Origin of the sequence: Pseudaminobacter soli (ex Li et al. 2025), assembly GCF_029892515.1 — a bacterium.
In the GTDB taxonomy this organism is placed as follows: domain Bacteria; phylum Pseudomonadota; class Alphaproteobacteria; order Rhizobiales; family Rhizobiaceae; genus Pseudaminobacter; species Pseudaminobacter soli_A.
Genome location: NZ_JARXVF010000001.1, coordinates 2,198,359 through 2,215,033 on the forward strand (window position 1 = coordinate 2,198,359; position 16,675 = coordinate 2,215,033).

Below are 16,675 nucleotides of genomic sequence, written 5' to 3' on the forward strand. Positions count from 1 at the left end.
GAGCCGCCCTTGCAAACGCGGAAGGGCGCGTCAGCCCTTCTTGTTCTGGCGGTGCTCGATCAGGTCGTCGACCACGGCCGGATCGGCAAGCGTCGAGGTGTCGCCCAGCGACGCAAAGTCGTCCTCGGCGATCTTGCGCAGGATGCGGCGCATGATCTTGCCCGAACGCGTCTTGGGCAGGCCCGGCGCGAACTGGATCTTGTCGGGCGAGGCGATCGGGCCGATCTCCTTGCGCACATGGGCGACGAGCTCCTTGCGCAGGTCCTCGGTGGCTTCGACACCCGCCATCAGCGTGACATAGCTGTAGATGCCCTGGCCCTTGATGTCGTGCGGATAGCCGACGACGGCGGCCTCGGACACCTTGTCGTGGCTGACGAGCGCCGATTCCACCTCGGCCGTGCCCATGCGGTGGCCCGACACGTTGATGACGTCGTCGACGCGGCCGGTGATCCAGAAGTAGCCGTCGGCGTCGCGGCGGCAGCCGTCGCCGGTGAAGTACTTGCCCTTGTAGTTGGAGAAGTAGGTCTGCACGAAGCGCTCGTGATCGCCATAGACGGTGCGCATCTGGCCCGGCCAGGATTCGGTGATGCAGAGGTTGCCGTCGGCCGCGCCCTCCTGCACGTTGCCCTCATTGTCGACCAGCTGCGGCACGACGCCGAAGAACGGCCGGGTGGCCGAGCCGGGCTTGAGGTCGGTGGCGCCGGGCAGCGGGGTGATCAGGATGCCGCCGGTCTCGGTCTGCCACCAGGTGTCGACAATCGGGATTTTCTTCTCGCCGACGACGTTGAAGTACCACTCCCAGGCTTCGGGATTGATCGGCTCGCCCACCGAGCCCAGCACGCGCAGGCTCTTGCGCGAGGTCTTCTTCACATGGTCGTCGCCAGCGCCCATCAGCGCGCGGATGGCGGTGGGGGCGGTGTAGAAGATGTTGACCTGGTGCTTGTCGACCACGTCCCAGAAGCGCGAGGCCGACGGATAGTTCGGCACGCCTTCGAACATCAGCGTGGTGGCGCCGTTGGCGAGCGGGCCGTAGAGGATGTAGCTGTGGCCGGTGACCCAGCCGACATCGGCCGTGCACCAGTAGACGTCGCCGTCATGGTAGTCGAAGACATACTGGTGGGTCATCGAGGCGTAGACGAGATAGCCGCCGGTGGTGTGCAGCACGCCCTTGGGCTTGCCGGTCGAGCCCGAGGTGTAGAGGATGAACAGCGGGTCCTCCGCTTTCATCTTCTCGGGCTTGCAGTCCGCCTTAACCGAGGCGGTTTCCTCGTGGTACCAGCGGTCGCGATTGGCGAACCAGGCGATCTTTCCGGCGGTGCGGCGCACCACCAGAACGTTCTTGACGATCACGCCGTGGCGCCCGGCAATGTCGATTGCCTTGTCGGTGTTTTCCTTCAGCGGAACGGCCTTGCCGCTGCGCAGGCCCTCGTCGGCGGTGATGACGAAGGTCGATTCGCAGTCGACGATGCGGCCGGCCAGCGCGTCGGGCGAGAAGCCGCCGAAGACCACCGAATGGATGGCGCCGATGCGCGTGCAGGCGAGCATCGCATAGGCGGCCTCGGGAATCATCGGCATGTAGATGGTGACGCGGTCGCCCTTCTTGACGCCGTGCTTCTTGAGCACATTGGCGACGCGGCAGACGCGCTCGTGAAGCTCATTATAGGTGATCTTCTTGTCGTCGTACGGGTTGTCGCCTTCCCAGATGATGGCGGTCTGGTTGCCGCGCTTCTTCAGGTGGCGGTCGATGCAGTTGTAGGAGACGTTGGTGACGCCGTCCTCGAACCACTTGATCGAGACCTTGCCGGTGAAGGAGGCGTTCTTGACCTTGGTGTAGGGCTTGAACCAGTCGATCCGCTTGCCGTGCTTGCCCCAGAACTTGTCCGGATTCTTGATGCTGTCGGCATACCATTTGAGGTAGGTATCGTTGTCGATCAGCGCATTTTTCTTCCACGCCGGCTGAACGCGGTAGACTTTCTCGTCGGACATTTTCTCTCCCCAGGGATGTCGGGCAGCCTGAGCGCGGCCCGCTGCGCAGGTGAGCGCGCAGATGTTCGGGTCGAATTAATATCATTCCGCCGTAGCGGACAATATTAGACCTTGGATTTGCCCGGCTTCGCACAAAAGGCGGTGGCTGCGGCCGTCTCGCATTGGCATTGGCACTCGACGTACGGAGTGCTGACAAGCTCTTGATTTTGTAAATGAAACTCTCCGCGCCCATGCGCGTTTTCCAAGCACGGTTAAGCATCTGGCCGCGTCACCCACTATATTAGTGGAGAAACGGCAGGGAGCGGGTGAAAGGCCATGCGCAACGTTTCCGAACTGGAACTGATGCTGAAGGGGTACGGGCTGACCACGGCGCAGTTTTTCTACCACATGCCCGACCATCCCCATCTGCTGCAGACCTTCGTCTGGCAGGACTACGACCTGGCGCCGGATTTCCCGGGCCTGTTCAGGTTCATCAGGTTCTGGACGACCCGGCTGGACGGGCCGCTGCATTCGGTGCGCTACACGCACAGGCTGCTGGTCGCGCCGAACGAATGGCGCAATGTGAAGGGCGAGTTCGTGTTGCACTGACGGCGTTTTCAGCCCGACAGCCGCGCGACAATGGCGAAGGCAACCATGCCGAAGGCAACCGCGGCGATGGGCAGCAAGACCTGGATGGCTGCCGACGAGCCGCTCATGTGGTCCCTGCTGGTATAGAATTGTTCGGAAGCCCATTCCGAAAAACTCGGTATCTTCTCATCGGGCGCGCGGCGCCGGCGGTGGGCGCGCCAAGTGTGCCAGGCAATTGTCGGCAGCACCACAATCATGATGAAGAAGCCCGTCATGACGCTGAGCAGGTAGTCGGTGTTCTCGCCCGCACCAAAGCCGATCCATGCCGCAATGACATAGAAGGCGGCCAGTGCAACCAGCGCGGCATAAACGAATGGGTGGAGACGGTCGGTCGTGTGGACAGGGTATTTGTTCATGATGCCCTCCTTCGCATCGCAAAGGTGGCCCGTCCGTCGCGTGGTTCTTCACCGGAGATTGGGTTCGCGCGCTTCGTTTTCCATGTGTTGTATTGACGCCGGGTCAGGTTTACCCGGCCTCGGGCAATGTCGTTGGCCAGTTCATGCTAGACTGTTTGGCAAGCCTATCTGGTTGTCCTGTCTGGCCGATTGCCAAGGTGGCGACGAATGGCTATGCGCCAAGCCAGGCTTTCGGTCTATCCCGAAGGTTTCTACTTGGAGTTTCCGAGGTTCGCTTGAGGAGAATTGACGTGAACACGAAGAAATTACTCGCCGGCGTTGCGTTCGCCGCGTCCCTGGTCGTCGCCGCATCGGCTGCCCGCGCCGATATCACGATCGGCCTCGTTGCGCCGCTCACCGGCCCCGTCGCGGCCTATGGCGACCAGGTCAAGAACGGCGCGGAAGCCGCCGTCGACACGATCAACAAGAATGGCGGCATTCTGGGCGAGAAGGTCGTGCTGAAGTTCGCCGACGATGCGGGCGATCCCAAGCAGGGCGTGTCGGCCGCCAACAATCTGGTCGGCGACGGTGTGCACTATGTCGTCGGCCCGGTGACGTCGGGCGTGGCGATCCCCGCTTCGGACGTCTTCGCCGAGAACGGCGTGCTGATGGTGACCCCCACCGCGACCGCGCCGGACCTGACCAATCGCGGCCTGACCAACATTCTGCGCACCTGCGGCCGCGACGACCAGCAGGCCGAAGTCGCCGCCAAATACGTGCTCGACCATCTGAAGGACAAGAAGATCGCCGTCCTCCACGACAAGGGCACCTACGGCATGGGCCTGGCCAATGCGTTCAAGGCCGGCCTCAACGCCGGCGGCGTGACCGAGGTGCTGTATGAAGGCCTCACCCCCGGCGACAAGGATTACTCGGCGCTCGTCGGCCGTCTGAAGAAGGACGGCGCGGAAGTCATCTATTTCGGCGGCTATCACCCCGAAGGCGGCCTGCTTGCCCGTCAGCTGGCGGATGCCGGCGTGAAGGCGCAGATCATCGGCGGCGAAGGCCTCTCCAACACCGAATATTGGGCGATCGGCAACCAGGCTGCGGCCGGCACACTCTTCACCAATGCCACCGACGCGCTGAAGAACCCGGATTCGGCCGAAGCCGTGCAGGTGCTGAAGGACAAGGGCGTTCCGCCGGAGGCCTTCACGCTCAACGCCTATGCGGCCGTGCAGGTTCTGAAGGCAGGCATCGAGAAGGCCGGCAAGGCCGACGATACCGCCGCCGTCGCAACCGCGATCAAGTCGGGCGAGCCGATCCAGACCGCTATCGGCAAGCTCACCTACGGCGAAAACGGCGACCTGTCCTCGCCGAGCTTCTCGCTGTTCAAGTGGGAAGACGGCAAGATCGTCTCGGCGGACTGATCTCGCCTGGAGCATCGGAATGTTCCGATGCTCGTTCAAACTGTTTGGGTACGAAGAAAGGCCGGGAGAGATCCCGGCCTTTTATCTGCATCGACTTCCGCTGGACTGCGATCAGACCACCGGCGGATTGAGCCGCGCAAATCCCTCCTGCCGCCGGTAGGGGAAATAGGGATAGGGCGCGGTGACTTCGCTTGCCGCATCGAGGCGCGCGACCTGCTCGGGCGTGAGCGACCAGCCTATGGCTCCCAGATTCTGGCGTAGCTGCTCCTCGTTGCGCGCGCCGATGATGACGGAAGATACGGTCGGGCGCTGGAGCAGCCAGTTTAGGGCGATCTGCGGCACCGTCTTGCCGGTTTCCCTGGCTATCACGTCGATCGCATCGACGATTCTGTAGAGGTGCTCGTCCTCGACCGGCGGTCCGAAGCTTGCCGTGTCGTGAAGCCTGCTGCCTTCGGGCAGCGGCTGGCCGCGCCTGACCTTGCCGGTCAGGCGGCCCCAGCCGAGCGGGCTCCACACCATCGCGCCGACGCCCTGGTCGAGCCCCAGCGGCATCAGCTCCCATTCGTAGTCGCGTCCGACGAGCGAATAATAGACCTGGTTGGCGACATAGCGGGGCCAGCCGTGCCTGTCGGCGAGCGCCAGCGACTTCATGAGCTGCCAGCCGGAGAAGTTCGATACGCCGACATAGCGAAGCTTGCCGTCGCGGACGAGAACGTCGAGCGTCGACAGCACTTCGTCAATGGGCGTGCCGGCGTCGAAGGCGTGGAGCTGAAGAAGGTCGATATAGTCGGTGCCAAGGCGCCGCAGCGCGTCCTCGACCGCGCGGATCAGCCGTGAGCGGGAAGAGCCTGCATCGTTCGGTCCGTCGCCCATGGGCAAAGAGGTCTTGGTGGAGATCAGCACCTGGTCACGGCGCCCCTTGATGGCCGCGCCAAGCACCTCTTCCGAGGCGCCGTCCGAATAGACGTCGGCGGTATCGAAGAGGTTGACGCCGGCCTCCAGGCAGATGTCGACCAGCCGCCGCGCTTCGGTCTCGCCGCTGTTGCCCCAGTGGCTGAACAACGGGCCGGAGCCGCCGAATGTGCCCGCGCCGAAAGAAAGAGCCGGCACCTTCAGGCCGGATGCTCCAAGTCGTCTGTATTCCATGGTCAGTACTCCTTGTATGCGTTGAACGACATTGGGTGCGGGCAACAAAATGCCCGCGGGTGAGGTCAGCTATTCGGCCGCGTTGGGAGACGGCACGAAGCCTACACCGCGCCGGTCGAGGCGCAGCGCGGCGAACGCCACGGCAAGTGCCGCCAGCGGGACCAGTCCAGCCACGAAGGTCACGGCGCCGAGGCCGGGTCCGTGGTCGATGACGAAGCCGCCGAGCCAGGCGCCGATGGCGTTACCGAGGTTGAAGGCGGCGATGTTGAAGGAAGATGCCAGCCCCTGGCCCGCGCCGGCGGCCTTGCTGAGCACCCACATCTGCAGCGGAGCGACCGTAGCGAAGGCGGCGGCGCCGAAAAGGCCGATCGCGATGACCGCCAGGACCTGGTTGTGGATCGCAAGGGTCAGGACGAACAGCGCGGCAGAGAGCACAATCAGGCTGCCGATCACGGTAGGCACCAGCCGCCGGTCGGCCAGTCGTCCGCCAAGCAGGTTGCCCGCCACCAGGCCCGCGCCGAAGACCAGCAGGATCGGCGAAACGGCCGCTTCGGAGTAGCCGGTGATGCGCGTGAGGATGGGCGCGATGTAGGTGAAGCCGGCAAAGACGCCGACCCAGCTTAGCACGGTGGTCAGAAGCCCCAGCAGGACGGGCTTGCGGCCGAGCACGGCGAGCGCGCTTTCCCCGCCTTCCTGCTCCTCGCTATTGCGGTCGGCCGGGACCAGAAGCGCGATGACACCCAGAGCGACGATGCCGATCAGCGTCACCGCCCAGAAAGTGGAGCGCCAGCCATAGGCCTGGCCGAGCCAGGTGCCGAAGGGCACGCCGAGGATATTGGCGAGCGTGAGGCCGGTGAACATGACGGCGATTGCCGAGGCCTTGCGGTCCGGGGCGACCAGCCCCGTGGCGACAACCGAGCCGACGCCGAAGAAGGAGGCATGCGCAAAGGCTGTGAGCACGCGCGCGGCCATCAGCGTCCAGTAGTCCAGCGCAAGCGCGCAGGCGAGATTGCCGATGGTGAAGATCGCCATCAGGGCCATCAGCAGCGTCTTGTGCGACCAGCGCCCGGCAATGGCGCCAAGCAGCGGCGCGCCGCCGACGACGCCCAGCGCATAGCCGGAAATGAGCATGCCTGCCGCCGAGATCGACACGCCGAGATCGGCGCTGACATCGAGCAGCAGGCCCATGATGACAAATTCAGTGACGCCGATTCCGAAAGCGCCGGCGGCGAGTGCATAAAGGGCGATAGGCATGGTTGCTCCAGCGACGATAGGTCGACGCCAGTAGCCGGCGCCGGCCTATAGATCGTCTGCCGGAGCTTTGTGAACCAGACTTGCGGAAGGCACATTTTCTGTGAAATAGATTCACGAATGGCGAGACCCGAAATCAACCGCTCCGGCGAGATGGAAGTGTTCGTCCGCGTGATCGAGGCGGGCAGCTTTTCGGCGGCTGCCCGGGCGCTTCGCGTGACCCCCTCGGCGGTGAGCAAGCTCGTCGCCCGGCTCGAGGCGCGGCTGGGGGGCCGGCTGCTCAGCCGCTCCACGCGCAAGATCATGCTGACGCCGGAGGGCGTTGCGTTTCACACAAGTGCCATGCGCATTCTGGCTGACATGGCGGCGGCGGAACGGGAGGCGGCGGCTGGGGCCGCGCCACGCGGAAGGCTGCGCGTCAACAGCTATGTGCCGTTCGGCCAGCATCGCCTGATCAGGCTGGTGGCGCGGTTTCTGGAGCTCTATCCCGAGATATCGGTCGACGTGGTGCTGACGGATGACGTCATCGACCTGATGCAGGAACGCGCCGACGTGGCCATTCGGGCAGGTCCGCTCAGCGATTCCAGCTTGGTCGCGCGCAAGCTGGGGCAAAGCCGCATGGTACTGGTGGCAGCGCCATCCTACCTCGCGCGCCGTGGCACGCCGAATGTGCCGGCCGATCTCGACGCACATGAACGCATGGAGTTCGGCTTCCTGCGCCACGTCAATGGCTGGCCCTTTGTCGATGGAACCGGCGCGAGCATGATCGTGCCGACCAACGGCAATGTGGTGGTGAGCGACGGGGAGGCGATGCGGCGCATGGCGCTTGCCGGCGCGGGCATTGCCCGTCTGGCGCGCTGGCATGTCGACCCCGACATTGCCGCCGGGCGGTTGGTGCCGATCCTCGAGGAGTTCAATCCCGGCGACGAGGAAGCCACGCACGCGATCTATGTCGGACAGGGCAAATATCTGCCGGCGCGGGTGCGCGCGTTCCTCGATTTTCTCACCGAGAACGTGACGCTGGCGTAGACCTCAGGCCGTTATCTGGCGCCGAAGATCGCCGAGCCGACGCGGACGCTGGTGGCGCCGAAGGCGATGGCCGTCTCGAAGTCGCCCGACATGCCCATCGACAGCTTTTCGACGCCGGCCTGGCGCGCCAGCTTTTCGAGCAGCGCGAAATGCGGGCCGGGGTTTTCGTCCGCCGTCGGGATGCACATCAGGCCCTCAATCGCGAGATTGTGAACCTCGCGGCAGCGCTTGACGAATTCCACCGCCTCGCGCGGTTCGATGCCTGCCTTCTGCGGCTCGGAGCCGGTGTTGACCTGCACGTAGAGCTTTGGCGAACGGCCCTGCCTTGCGATCTCCTTGGCGAGCTCCGCGGCGATCTTCTCGCGGTCGACCGTTTCGATGACGTCGAACAGCGCCACCGCTTCCTTGGCCTTGTTGGACTGCAGCGGGCCGATGAGATGCAGCTCGATGCCTGCAAATTCTTGCCTCAGCGCCGGCCACTTGCCTTGCGCTTCCTGCACGCGGTTTTCGCCGAAGACGCGCTGGCCCGCCTCGAGCACCGGGCGGATGGCATCGGCCTCGAAGGTTTTCGACACGGCGACGAGCGTTGCGGCGCCTTCCGGGCGGTCCGCCTCAAGTTCTGCGGCGGCGATCTTGCGCCTGACCTCGAGAAGCTGTTCGACCGACTTTTCCATGCCTTGGCCCTGCTGCTTTTTGCCCGCCCCCAGCCTGCTGGTGTTGACGGGTTGGGGAATCCATGATGAACACCCACGACGATTTCCTGAACCACGGGTTTTCGCCCGTAGGTTCCACGCACGCTTTTAAGTGAAAAACATCCGATGGCAACCGAACGATACAATCCACGCGCGTCAGAGCCCAAATGGCAGAAGGCCTGGGATGCCAAGAAGCTCTTCGAGACGAAGAACGAGGACCCACGCCCGAAATACTACGTGCTGGAGATGTTCCCCTATCCGTCGGGGCGCATCCATATCGGCCATACGCGCAACTACACGATGGGCGACGTAGTTGCCCGCTACAAGCGCGCCAAGGGTTTTAACGTCCTGCACCCGATGGGCTGGGACGCTTTCGGCATGCCGGCCGAGAACGCCGCGATGCAGAACAAGGTTCATCCCAAGGACTGGACCTACGACAACATCGCCACGATGCGCGCGCAGCTGAAGGTGATGGGCCTGTCGATCGACTGGAGCCGCGAGTTCGCCACCTGCGACGTCGACTACTACCACCGCCAGCAGATGCTGTTCCTCGACATGGTCGAGAAGGGGCTGGTCACGCGCAAGTCGTCCAAGGTCAACTGGGACCCCGAGGACATGACCGTGCTCGCCAATGAGCAGGTCATCGATGGTCGCGGCTGGCGCTCGGGCGCGCTGGTCGAACAGCGCGAGCTGACGCAGTGGTTCTTCAAGATCACCGACTATGCGCAGGACCTGCTCGATTCGCTGGAAGGCCTGACCGAGTGGCCTGAGAAGGTCCGCACCATGCAGTCCAACTGGATCGGCCGCTCCGAAGGCCTGTTGATCCGCTGGGCGATTGCCGACGGCACCGCGCCGAACGGTGAGCAGGAGCTGGAAGTCTACACGACGCGCCCGGACACGATCTTCGGCGCCTCCTTCATGGCGATCTCCGCCGACCACCCGCTGGCCAAGAAGGTCGCCGAGAAGAATCCAGAACTGGCTGCCTTCCTCGATGAAGTGCACCGCATGGGCACCTCGGTGGCTGCGCTCGAAACCGCCGAGAAGAAGGGCTTTGACACCGGCATCCGCGTCGTCCACCCCTTCGACGACAGCTGGACGCTGCCGGTCTATGTCGCCAACTTCGTGCTGATGGAATACGGCACGGGCGCGATCTTCGGCTGCCCCTCGGGCGACCAGCGCGACCTCGACTTCGCCAACAAGTACGGACTGCCGGTGGTGCCGGTGGTGATGCCGGAAGGCGCGGACGCCGCCACCTTCCAGGTCACCGAAGAGGCCTATACCGACGACGGCGTGATGATCAATTCGCGCTTCCTCGACGGCATGAAGCCCAAGCAGGCCTTTGAGGAGGTCGCGAACCTCCTCGGCGAAAAGACCATCGGCAACCGCCCGATGGGCGAACGCAAGGTGCAGTTCCGCCTGCGCGACTGGGGCATTTCGCGCCAGCGCTACTGGGGCTGCCCGATCCCGATGATCCACTGCGACGATTGCGGCACCGTGCCGGTGCCGCGCGCCGACCTGCCGGTCAAGCTGCCCGACGACATCGACTTCGACAAGCCGGGCAACCCGCTCGACCGCCATGCAAGCTGGCGCCATGTGACGTGCCCGAAGTGCGGCAAGGATGCGCGCCGCGAAACCGACACGATGGACACGTTCGTGGATTCGTCGTGGTATTTCGCCCGCTTCACCGCGCCGTGGGAAAACGAGCCGACCGACCCCAAGGCCGCCAATGAATGGCTGCCGGTGGACCAGTATATCGGCGGCATCGAGCACGCGATCCTGCACCTGCTCTATTCGCGCTTCTTCACCCGCGCCATGCGCGAGACCGGCCACCTGAACCTCGCCGAGCCGTTCAAGGGCCTGTTCACGCAGGGCATGGTGGTGCACGAGACCTACAAGTCTGCCGAGGGGCGCTGGCTGGCGCCGACCGAGGTGCGGCTTGAGATCGACGGCACGACACGCAGCGCCATCGAGATCGCGACCGGCAAGCCGGCGTCGATCGGCGCGCTCGAGAAGATGTCGAAGTCCAAGAAGAACACGGTGAGCCCGGAAGAGATCACCGATGGCTACGGCGCCGACACCGCGCGCTGGTTCATGCTGTCGGACTCCCCGCCCGAGCGCGACGTGGAATGGACCGACGACGGCGCGGCCGGCGCGCATCGCTTCGTGCAGCGCGTGTGGCGCATCATCTCCACCGCCGGCGAAGCGCTGGCCGGCGTGAAGCCTGTTTCGGCCTCGGAAGGTGCGGCGGGGGCTGTTTCCAAGCCCGCGCACAAGGCGCTGAAGGCGGTCGGCGAGGACATCGAAAAGCTCGCCTTCAACCGTTCCATCGCCCGCATCTACGAACTGGCCAACGTGCTGTCCGGCCCGGTGGGCGAGATCGCCGAGGGCAAGGGGGACGATGCCCTGAAGGGTGCGACCCGCGAAGCGGTCGAGATCCTCGTGCATCTGATTGCGCCCTTCATGCCGCACCTGGCCGAAGAAGGCTGGGCGACCGTGGGCGGCACCGATCTGGTGGCCGAGCGGCCGTGGCCGACGTTCGATCCGGCGCTGGTGGTGGACAACGAGTTCACCTATCCGGTGCAGGTCAACGGCAAGAAGCGCGGGGATTTGACAATCGCCCGCGACGCAGATCAAGTTGCCGTCGAAAAGGCGGCACTGGCGCTCGAGTCCGTCCAGAAGGCACTCGAAGGAAAAGCGCCGCGCAAGGTGATCGTCGTGCCGCAAAGGATCGTCAATGTCGTTGCCTGACCAGACGCATAAGTCCCGGTTCCAACGCTCTCGTAACCTTGCCCTGGCCGGCGTCATGCTGGCCGTGGCCGTTGCTTCCGCCTGCACCGTGCGCCCGCTCTATTCCACCGCGCCGGTGGCGCCGGGCGTGCCCGCCGTGGCAACGACCGGGCTGCGCTCGATTGCGATCAAGCCGGTGAAGACGCGTTATGCCCAGCAGGTGCGCAACAACCTGATCTTCGGGCTCAATGGCGGGGCGGGCCAGCCGGCAACGCCGCTCTATTCGCTCGATCTGGACATCACCGAGCGCGAGACGGCTTCGGCCATCGTGCAGCGCGTGACCGAGGACGAGCCGACGGCGGCCACCATTACGGTGACCTCGCACTACACGCTGAAGGAGATCGGCACCGACAAGGTCGTTTCCTTCGGCAAGCGTGAAATATCTTCGTCCTTCGACATTCCGCGCCAGGAATTCGCAGCCTTGCGTGCGCGCATGAATGCCGAGGATCGCGCCGCGCGCGAGCTGGCCGAACTGCTGAGGCTTGCGCTCGCGCAGGACCTGGCGAGGCCGCACTGATCCCCTGCGATCCGGCCCTGACCGAGGGCCGGATTCGCTTTATGGTCGCGCCATGCGCCTGACATCCCTTACCGCTTCTGGCTATCGCTCGTTGAAGTCGATTCGACTGGACCTTGGACAGGTCGGGTTGTTCGTCGGCGAAAACGGCGTCGGCAAATCCAACCTCTACCGCGCTTTGCAACTCATCAAGGCCGCTGCCGACGGCACGCTCGCCTTTGAGATCGCGCGAGAAGGCGGCATGCAGTCCGCGCTCTGGTCGGGCGTGCGCCGGGCCGGCCAGCCCGTGCGGGTCGTCTTGTGCGCCGATTTCGAGGACGATGAGACGGCGCTGAAATCCTCCTATCAGGTCGAGATCGGCCTGCCGCCGCCAGCCTCGGCCGGCTTTGCCTTCGAGCCGCACATTAAGGAAGAGACGCTTGTCCTGGAGGCCGGCCGGCGACCGGTGGAGATGATGACGCGGCGCGGCCCGGTGGTGTTTGCCCGCGACGGCGATGGGCGGCGCGTGGAACATCCTCAGCGCATGCTGAATTCGGAAACGGCACTTGCGGCACTCGGCGCGTCGGGCCGCTATCCCGAAGCCGGCGACATGCGGGCGGCCGTACTGGCATGGCGGTTCTATCACGGTTTCCGCACCGATCGGGATTCGCCGGTGCGCAGGCCCTCGCTCGCGGTCACGTCGCCGCTGCTCGACGAGGATGGCGGCAATCTGGCCGCGGTCTTTGCGACGCTTGCCCATATACGGCAGGATACGGTCGAGCTCGACCGGTCGATCGCGGACGCGTTGGGCGGTGCAAGGCTTGAGGTGCCGGTTCCCGGCGAGGCGGCGAGCTATGGGCTGAGGATGCCGGAATTTCCGCAGCGGCTGTTCCGGCCGGAGGAATTGTCGGACGGCCAGATACGCTTCCTGGCGCTTGCAGGCGCGCTGATGTCCTATCGCCTGCCGGGGCTGATTGCTCTCAACGAGCCGGAAGCCAGCCTGCATCCGCAGATGCTGCCTGCGCTGGCGGACATGACAGCAAAAGCCGCCGAGCGTACCCAGCTGTGGGTGGTGACCCATTCGCGCGATCTGGCGGAGTTGGTAAGGGAGCGCACCGGGGCGCGGGCCCTGACCGTCATTCGTGTCGACGGGGCGACGACGATCGAAGGCTTGCGGCCGACGGGGCTTTTTCCCGCCGGCCGCGATGATGATTAGGCGATCTTCTGGCCGGTCTTGGCCCAGTCGGCCAGGAACATTTCCAGGCCCTTGTCGGTCAGCGGGTGCTTGACCAGCGCCTTCAGCGTTGCCGGCGGAATGGTGGCGACGTCGGCGCCGATCAGGGCTGCGCGCTTGACGTGGTCGACGGTGCGGATCGAGGCAGCCAGGATTTCGGTGTCGAAGCCGTAGTTGTCGTAGATGTGGCGGATCTCGGTGATCAGTTCCATGCCGTCAAAGCCCATGTCATCGAGACGGCCGATGAAGGGCGAGACGAAAGTGGCGCCGGCCTTGGCGGCCAGCAGCGCCTGGTTGGCGGAGAAGCACAGCGTGACATTGACCATGCGGCCTTCCGAAGTGATCGCCTTGCAGGCCTTGAGGCCGTCGAGCGTCAGCGGAACCTTGATGGCGATGTTGTCGGCGATCTTGGAGAGGATCTCAGCTTCCTTCATCATCTCGGAGAATTCGGTCGCGGTGACCTCGGCCGAGACGGGACCCTCGACGATGTCGCAGATTTCCTTGGTGACTTCGGCAATGTTGCGGCCGGACTTCAGAATCAGCGACGGATTGGTGGTGACGCCGTCGAGCAGGCCGAGCTCGTTGAGCTCGCGGATCTCCTTGACGTCGGCGGTATCGACGAAGAACTTCATGGGATGTCTCCTTGGCAAATTTCGCGTCCTGGGAGGCGCTTTCGTGTTCGGCCTTTGCTCTAACTTAATCTCAGGGCAAGGTCACGCGCCATGAAGCAAGATTCGCCCGAAACCGTTGCCCTGCTCAGACCCGCAGCAATCGTGCCCGTGCTGGTGCCGATGCCGGCCGAGCGCGCCTACAGCTACGCCGTACCGGAAGGCATAAACGTGGTGCCGGGTTCCATTGTGCGTGTGCCGCTGGGGCCGCGCGAAGTGGCCGGCATCGTTTGGGACGGGCCGGGCGAGGCGGTGGACGCGCGCAAGCTCAGGGCAATCTCGCATGTCTTCGACTGCCCGCCGGTCGATGAGGCGATGCGCCGCTTCGTCGACTGGATTGCCTCCTACACGCTGTCGCCGCCCGGCATGGTGGCGCGCATGATCCTGCGTGCGCCCGAGGCCTTCGACCCCGAGCCCTGGGTGGAGGGCCTGCAGCTGACCGGGATGGAGCCCGACCGCGTGACCGACGCGCGCCGGCGCGTGCTGGAAATGGCGTCCGACGGCATGGCCTGGACACGCTCGGGTCTGGCGCATGCGGCCGGTGTGTCTTCCACCGTCATCGACGGGATGAAGGCACAGGGCGTGTTCGAGACGGTGATGATCCCGCCGCGCACGGTGGTGGCGCCGCCAGACCCGGAATATGCACGGGCCGATCTCACCGGCGACCAGCAGGCTGCTGCCGAGACGCTGCGCGAAAAGGTCGAGGCCGACAGCTTCACCGTCACGCTGCTCGACGGCGTCACCGGCTCGGGCAAGACCGAGGTCTATTTCGAGGCGGTGGCAGCTGCCCTGGAAAAGGGCAAGCAGGTGCTGATCCTGCTGCCGGAAATCGCGCTGACCCAGGCCTTCCTCGAGCGTTTCCAGAACCGGTTTGGTTCAAAGCCGGGCGAGTGGCACTCCGACCTTGCGCCGCGCAAGCGCGAGCGCGTGTGGCGGCAGGTGGCCGAGGGCGGCGTGCGCGTGGTGGCCGGCGCACGCTCGGCGCTGTTCCTGCCGTTCAACGATCTCGGCCTGATCATCGTCGATGAAGAGCACGACCCTGCCTACAAGCAGGAAGACCGCGTCTTCTATAACGCCCGCGACATGGCGGTGGTGCGCGGCCATATCGGCGGCTTTCCGGTGGTGCTGGCCTCGGCCACGCCTTCGGTGGAAAGCCGGGTCAATGCCGAGCAGGGACGCTATGCCCGCTCGGTGCTGGCGGCGCGATTCGCGGAAGCCGCGCTGCCCGACATCAAGGCCATCGACATGCGCCGCGCCCCGCCGGCGCGCGGCGGTTTCTTGTCTCCGGCGCTGATCGGAGAGATGCAAAAGACGCTGGAGAGAGGCGAGCAGTCGCTGCTGTTCCTCAACCGTCGCGGCTATGCACCGCTGACGCTCTGCCGCGTGTGCGGCCATCGCTTCCAGTGCCCGTCCTGCTCGGCCTGGCTGGTGGAACATCGGTTCCGCGGCCAGCTGATCTGCCATCACTGCGGTCATAACGAAAAGCGACCGGAATCCTGCCCGGAATGCGGCACGCTCGATCATCTCGTCGCCTGCGGGCCGGGCGTGGAGCGAATCGCTGAAGAAGTCGTCGGGCATTTTCCCGATGCGCGCACGATCGTGCTGTCCTCCGACATGCTGGGTGGCGTCAAACGACTCAGGCTGGAACTGGAAGCGATCGCGAAGGGTGAGGCCGATATCGTCGTCGGCACGCAGCTTGTGGCCAAAGGCCACAATTTTCCCAACATGACGCTGGTGGGCGTGGTTGATGCCGATCTCGGCCTTGCCAATGGCGATCCGCGCGCCGCCGAGCGGACGTTCCAGCTGCTCAACCAGGTGACCGGGCGCGCCGGCCGTACCGGCAAGAAGTCTCTCGGTCTGCTGCAGACCTACCAGCCCGGCCATCCGGTGATGCAGGCGATCGTATCGAGCGATACCGAAGCCTTTTATGACCGCGAAATCGTGGAACGGGAGCGCGGCGGCCTGCCGCCCTTCGGCCGCCTGGCCGGAATCATCGTCAGCGCCGACACGCGGCCCGAGGCCGAGGCCCATGCCCGACAGCTGCGCCGTGCTGCGCCGGAGGCCAAGGACATCCACGTGCTCGGCCCTGCCGAGGCGCCACTGGCGCTGGTAGGAGGGCGCCACCGCTTCCGCCTCCTGGTACAGGGCGAGCGGCGCAGCGACATGCAAGGCTTTATCCGGGCTATGCTTGCGGCAGGGCCGAAGGTGCGCGGCTCCATAAGAGTGCAGGTGGACATCGACCCGCAGAGCTTCCTGTGATTGGCAAACTTTGACAATCCTGGCCGGCAATCATAGATTCCGAAGTCAGGAGGCGAACGCCATGCCGACGATGAATGTGAGCCTGACCGCCGAAATGGCGGATTTCGTGGAGGCCGAGGTGTCGAGCGGGGACTATGTTTCCGCCAGTGAGGTTGTGAGGGACGCCCTTCGCATCATGCGCCACGAAAAGGAGCAGCAGGGGATAAAGCTCAGCCTTCTGCGCGACGAGATCGAACGCGGCTATCACGAGATGGAGAAGGGTGAGTTTTCCGATCGCTCGATCGATGACATTGCCCGGGCCGTGCGTCGCGAGAGCGAAGCTTGAAATTCCGGCTCACCAAGGCCGCAGACGGCGATATCGCCGCGATATTTCGAGATACCTACCGACTTTTCGGAGAAAACCAGCTCAAGCGATACACGGGAATCGTCAAACGCGGCGTCGAGATGGTCGCGGAGGAGCCGTTTCGCGCCTCGTCGCAGCACAGAGATGATTTGCGCCGTGGCGTGCGCTCGTATCATCTCCAACTCGCAGCCGGTCGCCACAAGGGCGCGGCGCATGTCCTGTACTATTGCATCGACCCCACCGACGCGGAGACCGTCGTCATCCTGCGCGTCCTGGCCGAAGAGATGGAGCCGAGGAAAAGAATCGCGCAGTCGCTGCGAGCGGTAGAGAAGCTCCCCGAAGGGAAAGGATCCCGCGAGACAGAGTGAGATTTCGCTTCGGCAGGCACGCTTTCCATCTGG

Annotated in this window: 15 protein-coding genes; 9 read left to right on the forward strand and 6 right to left on the reverse strand. The window is 64.6% G+C overall.

The window, feature by feature from the left end; genetic code table 11:
* Window positions 1-30: 30 nt before the first annotated feature.
* Entirely contained in the window at window positions 31-1,986 is a 1,956-nt protein-coding gene (gene acs / locus M2281_RS10540) for an acetate--CoA ligase (protein ID WP_280821004.1), read from the reverse strand.
* Between the two features lie 315 nt (window positions 1,987-2,301).
* On the opposite strand from acs, the gene M2281_RS10545 reads away from it, so the two are divergent.
* A complete protein-coding gene (locus tag M2281_RS10545; RefSeq protein WP_280821005.1) occupies window positions 2,302-2,574 on the forward strand; it encodes an usg protein in 273 nt (90 codons plus the stop codon).
* An 8-nt stretch (window positions 2,575-2,582) separates the two neighbouring features.
* Here M2281_RS10545 and M2281_RS10550 read toward each other — a convergent pair whose 3' ends face one another.
* Entirely contained in the window at window positions 2,583-2,969 is a 387-nt protein-coding gene (locus M2281_RS10550; protein WP_280821006.1) for a hypothetical protein, read from the reverse strand.
* 290 nt (window positions 2,970-3,259) lie between these two features.
* On the opposite strand from M2281_RS10550, the gene M2281_RS10555 reads away from it, so the two are divergent.
* A complete protein-coding gene (locus M2281_RS10555) occupies window positions 3,260-4,372 on the forward strand; it encodes a branched-chain amino acid ABC transporter substrate-binding protein (protein WP_425537691.1) in 1,113 nt (370 codons plus the stop codon).
* 111 nt (window positions 4,373-4,483) lie between these two features.
* On the opposite strand, the gene M2281_RS10560 is transcribed toward M2281_RS10555, so the two are convergent.
* Window positions 4,484-5,518: an aldo/keto reductase gene (locus tag M2281_RS10560; RefSeq protein WP_280821007.1), complete on the reverse strand. Its 1,035-nt coding sequence runs from the start codon at window positions 5,516-5,518 to the stop codon at window positions 4,484-4,486.
* Between the two features lie 69 nt (window positions 5,519-5,587).
* The gene (locus M2281_RS10565; protein ID WP_280821008.1) at window positions 5,588-6,772 is read right to left on the reverse strand and encodes an MFS transporter; all 1,185 of its coding nucleotides are present in this window, start codon (window positions 6,770-6,772) and stop codon (window positions 5,588-5,590) included.
* Window positions 6,773-6,889: 117 nt separating this feature from the next.
* On the opposite strand from M2281_RS10565, the gene M2281_RS10570 reads away from it, so the two are divergent.
* Window positions 6,890-7,798: a LysR family transcriptional regulator gene (locus M2281_RS10570; RefSeq protein ID WP_280821009.1), complete on the forward strand. Its 909-nt coding sequence runs from the start codon at window positions 6,890-6,892 to the stop codon at window positions 7,796-7,798.
* Window positions 7,799-7,809: 11 nt separating this feature from the next.
* Here the strand turns inward: M2281_RS10570 and M2281_RS10575 are convergent, their stop codons facing one another.
* Window positions 7,810-8,472 carry a YggS family pyridoxal phosphate-dependent enzyme gene (locus M2281_RS10575; RefSeq protein WP_280821010.1) on the reverse strand — a complete coding sequence of 221 codons (663 nt, stop codon included), beginning with the start codon at window positions 8,470-8,472 and terminating at the stop codon, window positions 7,810-7,812.
* Window positions 8,473-8,616: 144 nt separating this feature from the next.
* Here M2281_RS10575 and leuS point away from each other — a divergent pair, with 144 nt between their 5' ends.
* The 3 genes from leuS to M2281_RS10590 are packed head-to-tail and all read left to right on the forward strand — an operon-like array spanning window position 8,617 to window position 12,986.
* Window positions 8,617-11,238 (forward strand): leucine--tRNA ligase, encoded by a 2,622-nt coding sequence (leuS, locus tag M2281_RS10580; protein WP_280821011.1) that lies wholly within the window; start codon window positions 8,617-8,619, stop codon window positions 11,236-11,238.
* Window positions 11,225-11,794: an LPS assembly lipoprotein LptE gene (locus M2281_RS10585; protein ID WP_280821012.1), complete on the forward strand. Its 570-nt coding sequence runs from the start codon at window positions 11,225-11,227 to the stop codon at window positions 11,792-11,794. Before leuS ends, M2281_RS10585 begins: the two co-directional genes overlap by 14 nt.
* A 52-nt stretch (window positions 11,795-11,846) precedes the next feature.
* Window positions 11,847-12,986 (forward strand): AAA family ATPase, encoded by a 1,140-nt coding sequence (locus M2281_RS10590; RefSeq protein WP_280821013.1) that lies wholly within the window; start codon window positions 11,847-11,849, stop codon window positions 12,984-12,986.
* Here the strand turns inward: M2281_RS10590 and fsa are convergent.
* Complete coding sequence (fsa, locus tag M2281_RS10595; RefSeq protein ID WP_280821014.1) at window positions 12,983-13,636, reverse strand: fructose-6-phosphate aldolase; 654 nt, start codon at window positions 13,634-13,636, stop codon at window positions 12,983-12,985. The genes M2281_RS10590 and fsa overlap by 4 nt on opposite strands.
* A gap of 90 nt (window positions 13,637-13,726) precedes the next feature.
* Here fsa and M2281_RS10600 point away from each other — a divergent pair, with 90 nt between their 5' ends.
* From M2281_RS10600 to M2281_RS10610, 3 genes are all read left to right on the forward strand, one after another.
* Entirely contained in the window at window positions 13,727-15,931 is a 2,205-nt protein-coding gene (locus tag M2281_RS10600) for a primosomal protein N' (protein WP_280821015.1), read from the forward strand.
* A 61-nt stretch (window positions 15,932-15,992) separates the two neighbouring features.
* Window positions 15,993-16,256: a type II toxin-antitoxin system ParD family antitoxin gene (locus M2281_RS10605; RefSeq protein ID WP_280821016.1), complete on the forward strand. Its 264-nt coding sequence runs from the start codon at window positions 15,993-15,995 to the stop codon at window positions 16,254-16,256.
* Window positions 16,253-16,642, forward strand: coding sequence for a type II toxin-antitoxin system RelE/ParE family toxin (locus M2281_RS10610; RefSeq protein WP_280821017.1), 390 nt, complete (start codon window positions 16,253-16,255; stop codon window positions 16,640-16,642). The genes M2281_RS10605 and M2281_RS10610 overlap by 4 nt, the downstream gene beginning before the upstream one ends.
* Window positions 16,643-16,675 lie beyond the last annotated feature (33 nt).